The sequence below is a fragment of the Kineosporia sp. NBRC 101731 genome (assembly GCF_030269305.1).
Lineage (GTDB): Bacteria > Actinomycetota > Actinomycetes > Actinomycetales > Kineosporiaceae > Kineosporia.
In genome coordinates this window covers 33,518-48,444 of record NZ_BSTC01000014.1, presented here as the reverse complement: position 1 = coordinate 48,444, position 14,927 = coordinate 33,518, and the positions used below count along the sequence as shown (strand labels likewise).

General features: G+C 69.1%; 11 protein-coding genes. 7 read left to right on the top strand and 4 right to left on the bottom strand.

What is annotated here, in order from left to right; genetic code table 11:
• Positions 1–745: 745 nt before the first annotated feature.
• On the bottom strand, positions 746–952 hold the full coding sequence (locus tag QSK05_RS29255; protein WP_231488911.1) for a cold-shock protein: 207 nt from the start codon (positions 950–952) through the stop codon (positions 746–748).
• Positions 953–1,542: 590 nt separating this feature from the next.
• Between QSK05_RS29255 and QSK05_RS29250 the strand changes: the two genes are divergently transcribed.
• The 3 genes from QSK05_RS29250 to QSK05_RS29240 all read left to right on the top strand — a co-directional run bounded on the left by QSK05_RS29250 (position 1,543) and on the right by QSK05_RS29240 (position 4,810).
• Complete coding sequence (locus QSK05_RS29250) at positions 1,543–1,740, top strand: hypothetical protein (protein WP_285600595.1); 198 nt, start codon at positions 1,543–1,545, stop codon at positions 1,738–1,740.
• Positions 1,741–2,049: 309 nt separating this feature from the next.
• The gene (locus QSK05_RS29245) at positions 2,050–4,212 is read left to right on the top strand and encodes a HelD family protein (protein ID WP_285600594.1); all 2,163 of its coding nucleotides are present in this window, start codon (positions 2,050–2,052) and stop codon (positions 4,210–4,212) included.
• Between the two features lie 46 nt (positions 4,213–4,258).
• Positions 4,259–4,810 (top strand): DUF4395 domain-containing protein, encoded by a 552-nt coding sequence (locus QSK05_RS29240; RefSeq protein WP_285600593.1) that lies wholly within the window; start codon positions 4,259–4,261, stop codon positions 4,808–4,810.
• 175 nt (positions 4,811–4,985) lie between these two features.
• On the opposite strand, the gene QSK05_RS29235 is transcribed toward QSK05_RS29240, so the two are convergent.
• Together QSK05_RS29235 and QSK05_RS29230 are read right to left on the bottom strand one after the other, a co-directional pair.
• Positions 4,986–6,734: a BCCT family transporter gene (locus tag QSK05_RS29235; RefSeq protein ID WP_285600592.1), complete on the bottom strand. Its 1,749-nt coding sequence runs from the start codon at positions 6,732–6,734 to the stop codon at positions 4,986–4,988.
• A gap of 178 nt (positions 6,735–6,912) precedes the next feature.
• The gene (locus QSK05_RS29230; protein WP_285600591.1) at positions 6,913–8,040 is read right to left on the bottom strand and encodes an AI-2E family transporter; all 1,128 of its coding nucleotides are present in this window, start codon (positions 8,038–8,040) and stop codon (positions 6,913–6,915) included.
• A 257-nt stretch (positions 8,041–8,297) separates the two neighbouring features.
• Here QSK05_RS29230 and QSK05_RS29225 point away from each other — a divergent pair, with 257 nt between their 5' ends.
• Positions 8,298–10,082, top strand: a complete 1,785-nt coding sequence (locus QSK05_RS29225) for a CocE/NonD family hydrolase (protein ID WP_502879831.1) — start codon at positions 8,298–8,300, stop codon at positions 10,080–10,082.
• Between the two features lie 188 nt (positions 10,083–10,270).
• Entirely contained in the window at positions 10,271–10,855 is a 585-nt protein-coding gene (locus tag QSK05_RS29220) for a hypothetical protein (RefSeq protein WP_285600589.1), read from the top strand.
• A 21-nt stretch (positions 10,856–10,876) separates the two neighbouring features.
• Here the strand turns inward: QSK05_RS29220 and QSK05_RS29215 are convergent, their stop codons facing one another.
• Entirely contained in the window at positions 10,877–12,556 is a 1,680-nt protein-coding gene (locus QSK05_RS29215; protein ID WP_285600588.1) for an alpha-keto acid decarboxylase family protein, read from the bottom strand.
• A gap of 103 nt (positions 12,557–12,659) precedes the next feature.
• Between QSK05_RS29215 and QSK05_RS29210 the strand changes: the two genes are divergently transcribed.
• Complete coding sequence (locus QSK05_RS29210; protein WP_285600587.1) at positions 12,660–13,115, top strand: Lrp/AsnC family transcriptional regulator; 456 nt, start codon at positions 12,660–12,662, stop codon at positions 13,113–13,115.
• 233 nt (positions 13,116–13,348) lie between these two features.
• Complete coding sequence (locus QSK05_RS29205) at positions 13,349–14,902, top strand: alpha-L-arabinofuranosidase B (protein WP_285600586.1); 1,554 nt, start codon at positions 13,349–13,351, stop codon at positions 14,900–14,902.
• The last annotated feature ends 25 nt before the right edge of the window (positions 14,903–14,927 follow it).

The window sequence follows — 14,927 nt, the reverse complement described above, 5'->3', positions numbered from 1 at the left end:
TCACGAGGTGACTGCGCAGTCCGGGCCGGGGGCATTGAGAGAAGAAGACGGTCCCGGGGAGTCCGAACGGTCCTGAAGTGCCGATCAGGGCAGGAGTGCCAACAGCTGGGAACATGCCGAACGGGTCGGGGTAACCAGCAGCTCGGGAGGACCGGCGGCTGGGGCATGCCGAGCAGGTCGGAAGTGCCAGCAGTTAGGGAGTGCCAGCAATTGGGAGTGCCAGCTGGGGAGTGCCAGCCAGCTGGGGGCGGGTCGAGCGGGTCGCGAGTACCAGCGGCCCGGGAGGTGCCGAACAGCTCAGGGCGTGCGGGGCAGCCTGGCGCGGGGGTAGAGCCGGCAAACACGGGGTGCGGCCGAGACCGGCTGGGGCTGGTGGCTGGCGGTGCGGACACACTGCGACCGGCCCGTTCGCGATGGCGCTGACCCTGACCGCGTGATCGGGGCCGTGTTGTGCCTGAGGGCGGGAGCCCTTGGCCGTTCCGGACTCTGCCTGGACCTCGAACTGGAACTGGACCTGGAACGTAGAAGTGCGCCCGGCCCGAAGGCCGGACGCACTCCCGGTTTGCTCATCAACAGTCCTGGTCAGACTCCGCGCCGGGATACGTCTGGTCTGCTCGGGGCGACTAGGTCAGCCCTTGAATGAGCAGGGTCTATGCCTGGCGTGGTGGAGCCATCACCAAGCGAGAACTGTTATGAGCTGCGGCTACGGCAGGGCCGAGCCGCGAAGCCTTGAGTAAGGCTGCGGTCAGGAAGCTGCCCGCACGGCCTCGGCCTGCGGGCCCTTCTGGCCCTGCGTGACCTCGAACTCCACACGCTGGCCTTCGTCCAGCGAGCGGTAGCCGTCCATCTGGATGGCCGACCAGTGGACGAAGACGTCGGCGCCGCCCTCGTCGACCGAGATGAAGCCGAATCCCTTTTCGGCGTTGAACCACTTGACGGTGCCCTGTGCCATGTTTCTCCCAAACCCAGACGCCCGCTCTTGCCTTATTGCCTTAGCGGGGCTCGCACCAGCATAGAGCCTTCTCGGCCTTTCTGGTGGGTTACCCACCAGGTACATGGCGTCAGATTGGCCCATCGGGGGGAAACACCTGGTGTTTTGCCTGGCCAGACCGACATTTTGCCCCAATATTTCCCGTGTCGCGCCCCGGCGGGTCGTCCGGATCTGACGTAGATCCGCACTCGGACCGTTGCGCACGAACATCGGCGTGGCTGAAGAGGCCTTTATCGTCTGTTAGCCGCGAAACCCCGGGGTAATTCTGAAGAGGCCCCGGGAAGTCACCGCCCGGTTCGGTGGCGGCCTGGTGGTCGGCGCCGTGAACGCGATCTCCGGCGGCGGATCGTCGATCGCCTTCGTGCTGCGGGTCGGGGTCGGTGTCGGTGCCGGGTTCCGGTGGCGTCGGCCGGCGTCGGTAGCGCTCTCCCGGTGGCCCCGAACGGCATCTCGGGCGGCATCTCGAGTGGCATCTCGAGTGACGCGGGCAGAGCTGTCCCGATCTGGCCGGCCAGAAGCGGCAGGTCCTGGGCATCGTCCCCACGATCGTCGTGGGCGCCCGGTGCGGCAGCGCCCGGCTGCAACCGGCGGTGTTCGGGTGCGGCATCTTCGGCGGCTGTCCCGACGCGGTGATGGGTGAGCAGGCGATCGTCCTGGCCTCCCTCTTCCGGGAGGAGTTGCTGTGCCGGGTCGGTGCCCTGAAGAACGTTGTCGCCGCCCTCATCCCCGGCACCATCTTCGGCGGCTGAGTCGGGGCGCGCCTGGCCCGAAAGCTACCGTCGAACGTACTGTGCCGGGGCACCGTGGTTTTCGCGTTCGTCGTCTCTGCGGTGGGATTGCTCGCCGAATCCCGGGCTCGGTCGATGATCAGGCGCGGAGGATGCTGTCAAGGGCTGACCCGAAGCGGAAAAGAATCTCGAGGACATGGATCTCCGGGCCACTGCAAGCATCTGAGACATCTTTCTCCTCAAGAGAATTGGCCGGATTCTGGATTGGCGGTGCGGTCAGGTGGGCCGTTAATGTGACCGCGCATCCGCTCCCAGGTGACGAGGTTTCTCATGTACCGCGATCTGTCCGGCCCCGAGCGGCTCGCTGTCGCCCAGGAACAGGAGTTCCTCGACCGGGCCCTGGCGCGTCACGATCAGGTGCTCTCGCATCTGGAAAGCGAAATCAAAGGCGCTGAAAGTGATCACGCTGGGAAGGCGCGCGCCCGGGGTCTGCGGCAGAGGTACGAGGAGCTGCGCCGGGCCCGCGACGGACTGGTCTTCGGGCGTCTGGACGCGCAGGACGGGACGGTGCGGCGGATCGGCCGGATCGGGCTGCGCGAGGAGGACGAGGACGCCGATCCGCTGGTCGTGGACTGGCGGGCCGAGGCGGCGCGGGCGTTCTACACGGCCACGCCGCTCGAACCGCAGGGTCAGTCCCGGCGCCGGCACCTGCGCGTCGAGGCGACCACCGTCGTCGGTGTGAACGACGAGCCACTCGACGCACAGGCCGCGGAACCGAACGGCGAGATCGTCGGTGAGGGCGCCCTGCTGGCGGCCCTGGGACAGCGCCGCACCGGGCAGATGTCCACCGCGATCGCGACACTGCAGCGCGAACAGGACGACATCGTCCGGGCCCCGGCGAACAGCCCTCTGATCGTTCAGGGCGGCCCTGGTACGGGCAAGACGGTGGTGGCCCTGCACCGGGTGGCCTATCTGCTGTTCACCCATCGGCAGATGGCCGATCAGGCGGTACTGGTGCTCGGGCCCTCCACCCGGTTCCTCGACTACATCGCCCAGGTTCTGCCCGCGCTGGGGGAGACCGCGGTGGTGTCGTGCACGCTCGACGCGCTGATCCCCGGGATCACGGTGACCCGGGCGGAGAGCCGCCGGGCCGCGGAGGTCAAGGGCCGGGCCGGGTGGCAGCCGGCGATCGAGAGCCACGTCGCCTCGCTGCGTCCGCCGCCACAGGACCTGACCGTGCGCTGGGAGGGGGAGTCGTACACGGTGCCCGGGAGCGTCGTGCGGCAGGCCCTGCGATCGGTGTCCGGCCGGCCGTACCACCAGGCCCGGCGGGTGTTCACCGAGCACTTCCGCCAGATCCTCACCGAAGCCGTCCTGGAGCGCCGGGAGGCGATGCTCACCGAGGTCGAGGAAGGACTGGAAGACGTTCTGGCCGTCTTCGACCGCGGTGCGAAGAAGACGATCGCCCCGGCCGGTACGGCGGTGGGCGCCGACATCGACGGGATGATGTCGGACGACGAGGTGGACGACCTGCGCGCGAACATCGCGGCCAGTGCCGACATCGCCACGTTCCTGCGGGGGTGGTGGCCCGACCTCGATCCGCAGGCCGTGCTGGAGCAGTTGCTCCACGACGAGGCGCGGTTGCGCCGTCACGCGGGCCCGGCCCACCTGAACGAGGACGAGATCGACCTCGTCACCGGTGAAAGGGCGGGCTGGGCGCCGAGTGACGTGCCCCTGCTCGACGCGGTGGCCGACCAGCTCGGCAGTGCTGTCGAAAGAGAAGACCGGACCGAGGAGTTCGTGGCCGACCGGGCCCGGTCCGACCGGGGCTGGGTCTACGGGCACGTGGTGATCGACGAGGCCCAGGAACTCTCGGAGATGCAGTGGCACATGGTGCTGCGGCGCTGCCCGACCGGATCGGTCACCGCGGTCGGTGACATCGACCAGACGGAGGCGGCCCACCGGCACACCAGCTGGGACGAGGCGGTGCGGGCCACCCTGGGCGAGCGCTGGACCCCGGCCGAGCTCACCATCTGCTACCGCACTCCGCGCGAGGTCATGGAACTCACCGGCCCGGTGCTCGCCGGGGCCGGCAGCGGCAACACCCCGCCGCGGGCGGTGCGCTCGTCCGGGGTGCGTCCGTGGGAATCCATGGTGGACGAGTCCGGGTTGCCGGCCGCGGTGGTGCAGGCGGTGGCAGCCATGAGTGGGCGTTGGGCCGGCGGTACGGTGGGGGTGGTGGCCCCGGAGCGCTGGGTCGTCCCGGTGGTGAAGGCCCTGCGGGCGGGCGCGGCCGACGACGTGCCGGTACTGACAGCGACCGGTGCGAAGGGCCTGGAGTGGGATGCGACGCTGGTGGTCGACCCGCACGGCATCACCCGGGAACCCCGGGGCTGGAACGGGTTGTACGTAGCGCTGACCCGATGTACTCAGGAGCTGGGTCAGCTACGGCTCTCCGGACAGGAATCTCTTTCTTTCCTACCGGATGCGTAGGCATGATGGTTCGGGTGCACCTCCGTCTCCACCGAAGGGTCCGACGATGACCGGCCAGTTCGTCCCCGTTCCCGCCGTCTCGGTCTCCCGGGGCCTGTTCTCGTTCCCGAACCCGGTGAACGAGCTGGCCGCGCGTTCGGTGGCCGCCGGCGTGGTGGTGCTGTCCGCCCTGACGCTCGGGCTCAGCCTGGTCGCCGGCCCCGGCTGGCTGTGGCTGAGCGTGCTGCTGGCGTACGGCTTCGTCGCCCGGGTGCTGGCCGGTCCGCGGTTCAGCCCTCTGGGGCAGCTCGCGACCCGGATGATCGCGCCGCGTCTGGGCCCGGCCCGGCTGGTGGCCGGGCCACCCAAGCGGTTCGCCCAGGGCATCGGTGCGGTGGTGACCACGGTCGCCGTGGTGCTCACCGCCACGGGTGCGGCGGGCATCGCGCAGGTGCTGATCGGCATGATGATCGTGTTCGCCGGGCTGGAGTCGGCCCTCGGGTTCTGCGTGGGCTGCCGGATCTTCGCGGTTCTCATGCGGCTGGGCCTGATCCCCGCCGCCACCTGCGAGGCGTGCGCGAACATCGGGGTGCGCCCCGTGACGTCCGTAGGCCCGTGATGCCCGTGATGCCCGTGATGCCCGCGATGCCCGTAGGCCCACCTCGGCCAGGACCGCCTGCGCGTTGTGTACACATGGGACACTTGGTACCAAGTGTCCCATGTGTACACAACGCGCAGGTCTCGGTCTGCACGCCGATTCCGGGAAGTCAGCGTGCCTCCGGAATAACGCCGAATCACCCCTGCCGGGGAACCTGCTTCTCGTCGTTCTCGGGAGAGGCGACCTTCTCGTCCACCGGATGCGGTTTGACCGTCACGAAGAAGTCGTCACCGTAGTTCTCGGTGCCGAAGTCGACGGCCTGCTCCAGCGCCACCGTGGCCCGCCGGTCGCGGCGCACCAGCGGGTCTTCCCGCAGGTCCTTCACCAGCGCCACGCACATCAGCACCATGACCAGCAGGAACGGCACGGCCATGATGATCGTGATGTTCTGGATGCCGGACAGGGCGTCGCTGCCCCCTCCACCGACGAGCAGCATGATGGCCGCGATCGCGCCCATCACCGCTCCCCAGAAGATGACGACGCCCCGGCTGGGGTGGATGGTGCCGCGCTGGCTGAGCGTGCCCATCACGATGGACGCGGCGTCGGCGCCGGAGACGAAGAAGATCGCGACGAGCACCATGGCGATGACACCGAGCACGGCGCCCAGCGGCAAGGTGTCGAGCAGCCCGAACAGCTGGCCCTCGATCGGTCGCGACGCCAGATCGGTGCCGCCCCGCTGGGCGTTGATGGCCGCGCCACCGAAGACCGCGAACCACATCAAGCTCACCGTGCTCGGGATCAGGATGACCCCGGCGACGAACTGGCGGATGGTGCGGCCCCGGCTGATGCGGGCGATGAACATGCCGACGAAGGGCGTCCAGGAGATCCACCACGCCCAGTAGAAGACCGTCCAGCCGGCCAGCCAGGTCTCGGTGGCGTCGCCGCCGGTGGCCGCGGTGCGCGCCGCCATCTGCGACAGGTTGCCGAAGTAGTCACCGATCATCGCCGGCAGCAGGTCGAGGATCAGGATCGTCGGGCCGCCGATGAACACCACCAGGGCGAGCACGCCGGCCAGCACCATGTTGATGTTCGAGAGCGCCTGGATGCCCTTGGACACCCCGGACACCGCCGAGACGATGAACGCGATCGTCAGCACCACGATGATGACCACGAGCAGCGAGGTGCTGACCGAGTCCATGAATCCACCGGCGGTGAGACCGCCACCGATCTGCAGCGCGCCCAGGCCCAGCGATGCCGCCGAACCGAAGAGTGTGGCGAAGATAGCCAGGATGTCGACGGCCCGGCCGAAGGCACCCTCCGCGCGCCGGCGCCCGAACAGGGGGATGAGCGCGGCGCTGATCAACTGCGGCCGCCCCTTGCGGAACGTGCCGTAGGCGATGCTCAGACCCACGACCGCGTAGATCGCCCACGGGTGCAGCGTCCAGTGGAACAGGGTCGTGGCCATCGCGACGTCGAACGCCTCGGGTGTGCCGGCCTGCGCCGTGGCCGGGGGCGGCGAGGTGAAGTGGGCCAGTGGCTCACCCACCCCGTAGAACATCAGCCCGATGCCCATGCCCGCGCTGAACATCATCGAGATCCAGGAGATGGTGCTGAATTCCGGCGCCTCGTCGTCCTGCCCCAGGGGCACCTTGCCGTAGCTGCTGAAGGCCAGCCACAGGGCGAAGACGACGAAGCCGCTCGCCGTCAGCACGAACGCCCAGCCACCGCCCTCGATCACGTGCGCGAGCACCGTGGAGGCGACCTCGCCCAGGTTGTCGGAGGCCAGCACCCCCCAGGCGATGAACGCGACCATGAGCCCGGCTGCCACACCGAACACGACCCGGTCGGTCGGCAGGTGCTGATCCTTGTTCGCCTCGTGCAGGGACGCAGGTTCGTAGAGTGGTTCGACCCCGTCGTCCTGATGCTTCCGTGCCGTATCGGCCATCGACCGACTCCTCACAGGTCATGAGCCACCCATCGGGCAGCTCCCTCAGCGCACCACCGTGCCGCTCGTCGTTGCGTATTACGCACCACGTTGTGTTAAGCGGAACAGTTCATGGTGTGCAGAAGAGTGTCAAGACCGTGAACCGGCACTCGCCGTCCAGCGGCAGTGAACGGGCTCCTCAGGCGGGAGCTGTCTCGCCGCCGTCCGCGTCGTCCTCCTCGGCCACCTGCTCCGCCGTCATCTCGGGCTCGGCGACCGGGTCGGAGAGTTCCTCACGCAGGTAGTTCCAGAGCACGGCGATCACCCCGGCCACCGGCACCGCGAGCAGGCTGCCGACGATTCCGGCCAGGGTGCCGCCGAGGGTCACCGCCAGCAGGACGACCGCGGCGTGCAGTCCCAGGCCGCGGCTCTGGATCATCGGCTGGAACACGTTTCCCTCGAGCTGCTGCACCAGCAGGATGATGCCCAGCACGATCAGGGCCGCGGTGAAACCGTTGAAGACCAGGGCGATGAGCACGGCCACCAGGCCCGCGAAGAGCGCACCGACGATCGGCACGAACGCCGCCACGAACGTCAGCACCGACAGCGGCAGCACCAGGGGCACCTTGACCAGCCACAGCCCGATGCCGATGAAGACGGCGTCGAGCATGCCGACGAACGCCTGCGAGCGCACGAACGACCCGAGCATGGTCCAGCTGCGCAGGGCCACGATCGGGACGTCGCGGGAGAGCCGGCCGGGTAGCTGCTGCGAGAGCCAGGGCAGGAACCGGGTGCCGTCCTTGAGGAAGAAGAACATCAGGAACACCGCGAGAACCAGTGTCACAAGCCCGTTCACGATGGTGCTCACCCCGGAGAGGGTGACGGTGATGATGTCGTTGACGCTGCTCTGCACCTTGCCCACGGCTGAGTCGACGGCCTTGGTCACCTGGTCGTCACCGATGTTGAGCGGCGGTCCGTCGGCCCAGTCGCGGGCCTGCTGGATTCCCTGGGTCACTCCGTCGACCAGCTGGTCGGACTGTGCGGCCACCGGAACCACGATCAGCACCAGGGCGCCGACGACGACCAGCAGCGCGGTGACCGTGACGGTGGCGGCCGCCACCGTGGCGGGCCAGCCGTGGTTGCGCAGGAACCGGGCCAGTGGCTCGGTCAGCGTGGTGAAGAGCAGCGCGAGCACCAGGGGCCAGATGATCGACCAGGCGGACCCCAGCAGTTTCAGTCCGACCCAGAGGGCGAGCAGCACGACCAGTAACTGGGCAGAGGTCAAGGCCGCGGTCCGCAGGGCGGACTGGGTCCTTTCGGGGTTCATTGCTCTTTGCGTCACAGGTGAGTCTCCAGGCATGGCGCGGGCCCCGCATCCTGAACGCGGCCAGCATGATCATCGGAACCGATGATGATCTCGTGCTGGACGGGTGAATGCGAGCGCCCCACGCCGGGGAGTCGGATGATCGGGAGCTGCCCAGCCCTGGGGAATGGGACAAAAGGGACGTTTGCAGGTTAGCGTGTCATCTTCCGAGAGATGTCCCTTTCCTTGTTCCGGGAGGTCCTGTGAACCTGCGCCACGGGATGACAGCCGCCGTTGTCGGTGCGCTGATCGTCGTCGGGAATCTCGCGGTCGGGGGTACGGCCCAGGCCCGAGCCCAAGCCACCCCGTCGTCGGCATCAGCTCCTGAGGGTGTCACCCATGAGCAGAACCCCCGCGTCCCGGAGGGTTCGGTGTGGACCGAGGTCTACTTCCCCTCCTCCGACCACAGCGGGGTCCAGCTCCACGCCGATGTGCTGCGGCCGGCGAACCTGCCGGCCCGCGCGAAGACACCCGTCATCCTCGCGGTCGGCCCGTACTTCGGTCACGCCGGGCAGACCGGCCCGGAGGGGTTCACGCAGACCGGCCCGTCCGCCCGGTTCGCCGACTTCACCAGTGGCACCGACCTCTTCGCCCGCGGATACACCTATGTCATGGTCGACCTGCGGGGTTTCGGCGGGAGTACCGGCTGCCTGGACTGGGTGGGGCCCGGTGAGCAGGCCGACGTGAAGGCCGCGATCCAGTGGTCGGCGAGCCAGTCGTGGTCGACCGGCAAGGTCGGCATGTACGGGAAGTCGTACGACGCCTCGACCGGCCTGGTCGGCAACGACCTGCGCCTGCCGGCCCTGAAGGCGGTCGTCGCCCAGGAGCCGGTCTGGAACATGTACGACTACCTGTTCAGCAATGGCGTCCCCCGGCCCAACGTGACCGGAACGCCCAACGCCTACAACGGGATTGCGACGATGGCCGCGATGCCCGACGACAGCGCCCGGTACCGGGCCAACGCGGCCTACGAGACGGCACACCCCGAGTGCCTGGCCGACAACCTGACGAACAACAACGAGCCCGACCCGGACTCGGCGTACTGGCGCTCACGCAATCTCGCGGCGAAGGCGGCCGGCACGAGCACGCCGCTGTTCGTCACCCAGGGATTCATCGAGAACAACACCAAGCCCGAGGACATCGAGCTCTACCTCGACCACCACCGCGGCGTCGAGCGGGGCTGGCTGGGCCAGTGGGAGCACGTGCGGGGCAACGAGACGAACGGGCAGGGGCAGCTGCTGCAGGGCCGCGCCGGCTTCTTCGACGAGGTCATGCGCTTCTACGACCGTTACCTCAAGGGCGTCCAGCCGCAGGTGAAGGACCCCGCGTACGCGATCGAGGACAGCACCGGCGCCTGGCGGGCCCAGTCCACCTGGCCGGCGGCAGCGTCGCAGCTGAGCGCCGCCCTGCCGGACGGGCAGTACGTCGACGACGGCGCGGCCTCGACCCTGGCCGCGAAAGTCGCTCCCGCGGATCAGCAGTGGGACATGGAACACGCCGCCGACCCGGCTCCGTCCGCGGCCCGGAGCCTGGCGGTGTCGACGACGAACAGCTACCTGAGCTGGTCGAGGCCGGTCACGTCCCGGGTCCGGCTCACGGCCACGCCAAGCATCACCCTGAAGGCCGGTGCGGCCGGCAACGTGATGGTGCGGCTGTGGGACGTCGCCCCGGACGGCACCGCGGTGATGTTCGACGAGAACGTCGCGCTGATCGAGAAGAAGGGCCGGGTCGCGTTCGACCTGAAGTCCACCGACTGGACCTTCGAGGTGGGCCACCAGCTGGGCGTCCAGATCGGCACCATCGGCAGCGGGAGCTGGCGGGACACCCCGAGCGGCAACACGATCGCGGTCTCCGGGGCGAAACTGGCCCTGTCCCGGCAGGATCCCCGCACCGATGTCCCGACCCAGGGCGACCGGTCGCCGTTCCTGGACACCTACCTGCGGCAGTACACCCGCACCCTCACCGACGTCGGGGAAGGAACGTTCTCGCTGGACCGGAGGAAATAGCACCCAGGGGCACCACGCCGATCATGACCAGGCACAGCCCGCTCGCGCGTCCGGCCGCGCGAGCGGGTGAACCGTGGCGCCGCCGGATCTGCGCGGACGCGGGACCGGTCTCGGTCCTGGCGGGTGCGATGGTGCCGGCGGCGCGCCGGAGGGAGGTGACGAACCCCGGAGCCTCTAGGGTGCATATCGTGACGAAACGGTGGCCGGTGTTCGTGGTGGTGGGGCTTCTTCTGGGCCTGGCCGGGTGCGGTGAGGAGGGTGCTGCCCCGTCCCAGGAACAGCGAGAGCGGGCACGGGCGGCTGGTTTCGACATCGACCTGGTGTACGTGACCGAGGTGGACGGTTACCAGGCCGTGGCCGGGGGCAGCGGGGTCTACGGCGACGCCGGGTACCAGGGCATCTATGCCTCGGCCCAGGGCGACGACCTGCGGCTCACCGTCGAGCACGGCTCCATCGACGCGAGCACCTGTGCGGCGTTGCCGATCCCGGGCGCGACGTCGGCCGACACGACAGTGACGTGCACGCAGGACGGCGACGGCTGGCGGCGGGAGTCCGGTGACCGGCAGGAATACGCGCTGACCCGGGGCGAGGAGCTGGTGCGGGTGAGCGGGACGAGCGCCGATGTGGTGCGGTCGGCGGCGCAGGACGCTCACCCGGCGGGGGCGCAGGAGCTGGACGCGATCCTGCCGCCCGACCCCGACCCCGAGATCGTGGAGCGGGGAGACATCACCGGGGACAACGCCCCGGACAACAGCGTCGGCGCCGGCGGCTGATCGGCGCCCGGCGAATCCGTCTCAGCGCACCGAGCGGGCGATGTGCAGCAACGACTCCGGGGCGTCGTCGCGGGGGAGGATGACCTCCACCAGGGCGGCCTGATCGGTGTCGGCGCGCACCTTCTCGAGCACCTCGACCAGGCCGGCCGGGGTGTCGACCCGGTAGACCGGGGTGGTCGGGGCGCCCAGGGCGGCGGGCAGGCTGGTCCAGTTCCACGCGACGATGTCCTGGTAGGCGGCCTCGGGGCTGCGGATGGCGCGCTCGACCGTGTAGCCGTTGTTGTTGATCAGCAGGATGGTCGGTTTCAGGCCCAGGGCCAGCAGCCGGCCGAGTTCCTGGATGGTCAGCTGGGCCGAGCCGTCACCGATGACCAGCACGGTCTCGCGGACGGGTTCGGCCAGCATCGCGCCGACGGTGGCGGGCAGGGTGTAGCCGATGGACGACCAGACGGGCTGGCCGAGCAGGTCGCAGCCGTCGGGGAGGGTCATCTCCAGGGCGCCGTAGAAGGACGTGCCGGCTTCGGCGACCAGCAGGGTGCCGGGTGCCAGGTGGTCCTGCAGCAGGGGCCACAGGTCGGCGTGGGTGAGTTGTCCCTGCGGGGTGGCCGCTTTGTGGGCGCAGGACGCGGGCACCGGGCGGCGCGGCAGGGGTTCCGGGCGGGGGTCGCGGGCTTCCAGCACCTCTTCCAGGATGCGCAGCGACTCTTCCAGATACAGCCCGTAGAAGGCGTTCCCGGCGATGCGTGCGTGATCGAGCTGGAGGTCGACGGCCTGGTCGGGGTCGAAGCCGTGGGTGAACGATCCGGTCAGGAAGTCGGTGAGGACGACGCCCGAGAGCACCAGGGGAGAGGCCTCGTCGATGCGCCGGCGGGTCTCGGCGTTGTGGGTGAAGGCGCCGGCATAGACCCCGAGGTTGGCCGGATGTGATTCGTCGAGAAGGGCTTTGGATGCCGACTGGGTGGCGATGCGCACGCCGTTCTGGGCGGCGATCGCCCGGATGCGCTGCTCCAACTGCCTCCGGTACAGGCGGGGGCCGGCCAGCACGGTGACTTCGGCTGCGCCACCGAGGAACTCGGTGAGCGCGTCGCGGAAGTCCTCGGCGGCCGCCGGGTCGCTGCGCAGGACGCGCAGGGGCCGGGTCAGGGGCATGGCGGAGACCGGGGCGAGCGCGACATCGGCGGGGATACCCAGGTAGACGGGTTTGGACGAGCCGACGGCGGTCAGCAGGGCCTGGTCGATGGCGGTGGCCGCGTTTTGGGTGCGCACGACGACGGCGGTGGCGGTGACCTCCGAGGCCATCCGCACGAAGTGCCCGAAGTCGCCGTCAGCCAGGGAGTGGTGCACCAGCGTGCCGTTGTTGATGACCGTGGTCGAGGGCAGTCCGACGATGTGCACGACCGGCACGTCCTCGGCGTAACTGCCGGCCAGGGCGTTGACGGCGGACAGTTCCCCGACGCCGAACGTGGTGACGAAGGCGGCCGGGCCCCGGCGCAGGCGCGCGTAGCCGTCCGCGGCGTAGCCGGCGTTCAGCTCATTGCTCGAGCCCACCCAGTTCAGGTTCGTCGTGGCGAGCATCTCGTCGAGCAGGGCCAGGTTGAAGTCGCCGGGCAGTCCGAACAGGTGCTCCAGCCCGAGCTGTTCCAGGCGGCGGGCGAGATAGCCGCCGACGCTGACATTGGGCCGTGCAGTCGTGGACGTCATGACAGTGATGACACGGCATCACGGTCGGTTTGAGCAAGTGACGCCGTCGGCACCGGTCGATCTGATCAATCGGTGGGACTTTCGCCTGCGTAGAGTGGTCGATGTGTTCATTCTCGACGACACGGACCGTCGCATTCTTCGCGCTCTGGACCAGGATCAGCGGGCCACCGTGGCCAAGCTCGCCATGGATCTGGGGCTGGCCCGGGGCACCGTGCACACCCGTCTGGACAGGCTCGCCGCCGGCGGTGCGCTGCGGGCCAACTCCACACGCGTGGCGCCGGCCCGGGTAGGGCTGCCGATGCGGGCGATGGTGACGGCGGGGGTCGAGCAGAGCGAGTTCGAGGGTCTGCTGGCCGACCTCTCGAAGATTCCGGAGGTGATCGAGTGCCTGGGCATCTCCGGCGAGGCCGACCTGATGATCCAGGTCGCGGCGCGCGACCCCGACCACCTCTACTCGATCACCCAGCAACTCATGCGGTGCCGGGGGATCCGCCGCACGTCCACGTCCATCGTTCTGCGCGAACTACTGCCGTACCGCATGGAGCACCTGCTCGAATAGTGAACGTTAACATCGTGGAGCCGAACGGTCCGCTCGCTGAATTTCTCGGCGAATTGGCAAGCAGGAGAACGCGGAACGGCAGAGCACGACCGTTGGTCGCCATGGGTCATATCGGACTTATCGGCGTCCGATGTGAGCGTTACTCTAGACCGGCCGCCCACCCCTGACCGGGCCGGGTTGCCTGTGTGCGCACACAGTCCTTCCCCTGCAACGCCGCACAGGAATGGATACCCATGCGAACACGCTCAGTCTTGAGGCCTGCCCTCCTGCTGGCCTCCGCCGCCCTGCTGGCCCTGGCCGGTCTGGCCCTGCCCACGACGGGGGCCCAGGCCGCCGGCACCGGCCCGTGTGACCTCTATGCCTCGGGCGGCACCGCCTGCGTCGCCGCGCACAGCACCACCCGGGCTCTCTACGGCGCCTACAACGGTGCTCTCTACCAGGTGAAACGGGCCTCCGACGGCACCACTCGCGACATCTCCCCGCTGGCCGCGGGCGGGGTGGCGAACGCCGCCTCTCAAGACACCTTCTGTGCGGGCACCACCTGCCTGATCACGAAGATCTACGACCAGTCCGGACGCGGTAACCACCTCACCCAGGCGCCTCCGGGCGGGTTCCAGGGCCCCGACGTCAACGGGTACGACAACCTGGCCGGGGCCGACGCGGCCCCGGTGACCGTCGGGGGCCAGAAGGCCTACGGCGTCTTCGTGTCACCGGGCACGGGCTACCGGAACAACAGCACCAGCGGTATCGCCACCGGTGATGCGGCCGAAGGCATGTACGCGGTGATCGACGGCACCCACTACAACGGTGGCTGCTGCTTCGACTACGGCAATGCCGAGACCAACAGCCTGGACACCGGCAACGGGCACATGGAGGCCATCTACTTCGGCAACAGCACCGGCTGGGGTTCCGGTGCCGGCAGCGGCCCCTGGATCATGGCCGACCTCGAGAACGGCCTGTTCTCCGGCCAGTCGGCGGGCAACAACGCCGGCGACCCGACCATCACCCACCGGTTCGTCACGGCCGTGGTCAAGGGCAAGGCGAACCAGTGGGCGATCCGGGGCGGCAACGCCCAGTCCGGCGCCCTGTCCACCTATTACGAGGGCGCCCGGCCCACCGCGGCCGGGTACAACCCGATGCACAAGGAGGGCGCGATCATCCTCGGGATCGGCGGTGACAACAGCGTCTCGGCCCAGGGCACCTTCTACGAGGGGGTGATGACGACGGGTTATCCGACGGCTGCGACCGAGAACGCGGTGCAGGCCAACATCGCGGCCGCCGGCTACGCCACCACGGCAATCACCAGCGGCCCGAAACCCACGGTCGGATCGGCAGTATCGCTGCGGGCCACCACCTCCGGCGCCACCGACCGCTACCTCTCGCACGCAGGCGCCTCGGTGTCGCTCGCCCAGGTGAGTTCTTCCAGCGCCGCCGCCGCGCGGGGTCAGGCCACCTGGACCGTGCGGGCCGGTCTGGCCAACAGCGAGTGCGTCTCGTTCGAGTCCAGGGACACGGCGGGAAGCTATCTGCGGCACTCGGACTTCCAGCTGGGTCTGGCTGCCAACAACGGCAGCGCGCTCTTCGCCCAGGACGCGACGTTCTGCCAGCAGACCGGTAAGAACGGCCAGGGCACCACGTTCCGGTCGTTCAACTACCGCACGCGCGACATCCGCCACTACAACTACAACGTCTATCTGGCGAGCAACGGCGGGGTGCACACCTTCGACGCCGCGTCGCTGTGGCCGGACGACGTGAGCTGGGTGGTGGCCACCGGACTGGCTCCGTAGGTCACGGATTCGGTCGCCTCGTTCG

Bases quoted from the DNA above. Each gene is read 5' to 3' on its own strand.
- QSK05_RS29255 (WP_231488911.1), bottom strand. From the start codon at position 952: ATGGCACAGGGCACCGTCAAGTGGTTCAACGCCGAAAAGGGATTCGGC.
- QSK05_RS29245 (WP_285600594.1), top strand. From the start codon at position 2,050: ATGTACCGCGATCTGTCCGGCCCCGAGCGGCTCGCTGTCGCCCAGGAA.
- QSK05_RS29240 (WP_285600593.1), top strand. From the start codon at position 4,259: ATGACCGGCCAGTTCGTCCCCGTTCCCGCCGTCTCGGTCTCCCGGGGC.
- QSK05_RS29235 (WP_285600592.1), bottom strand. From the start codon at position 6,734: ATGGCCGATACGGCACGGAAGCATCAGGACGACGGGGTCGAACCACTC.
- QSK05_RS29230 (WP_285600591.1), bottom strand. From the start codon at position 8,040: ATGAACCCCGAAAGGACCCAGTCCGCCCTGCGGACCGCGGCCTTGACC.
- QSK05_RS29225 (WP_502879831.1), top strand. From the start codon at position 8,298: ATGACAGCCGCCGTTGTCGGTGCGCTGATCGTCGTCGGGAATCTCGCG.
- QSK05_RS29215 (WP_285600588.1), bottom strand. From the start codon at position 12,556: ATGACGTCCACGACTGCACGGCCCAATGTCAGCGTCGGCGGCTATCTC.
- QSK05_RS29205 (WP_285600586.1), top strand. From the start codon at position 13,349: ATGCGAACACGCTCAGTCTTGAGGCCTGCCCTCCTGCTGGCCTCCGCC.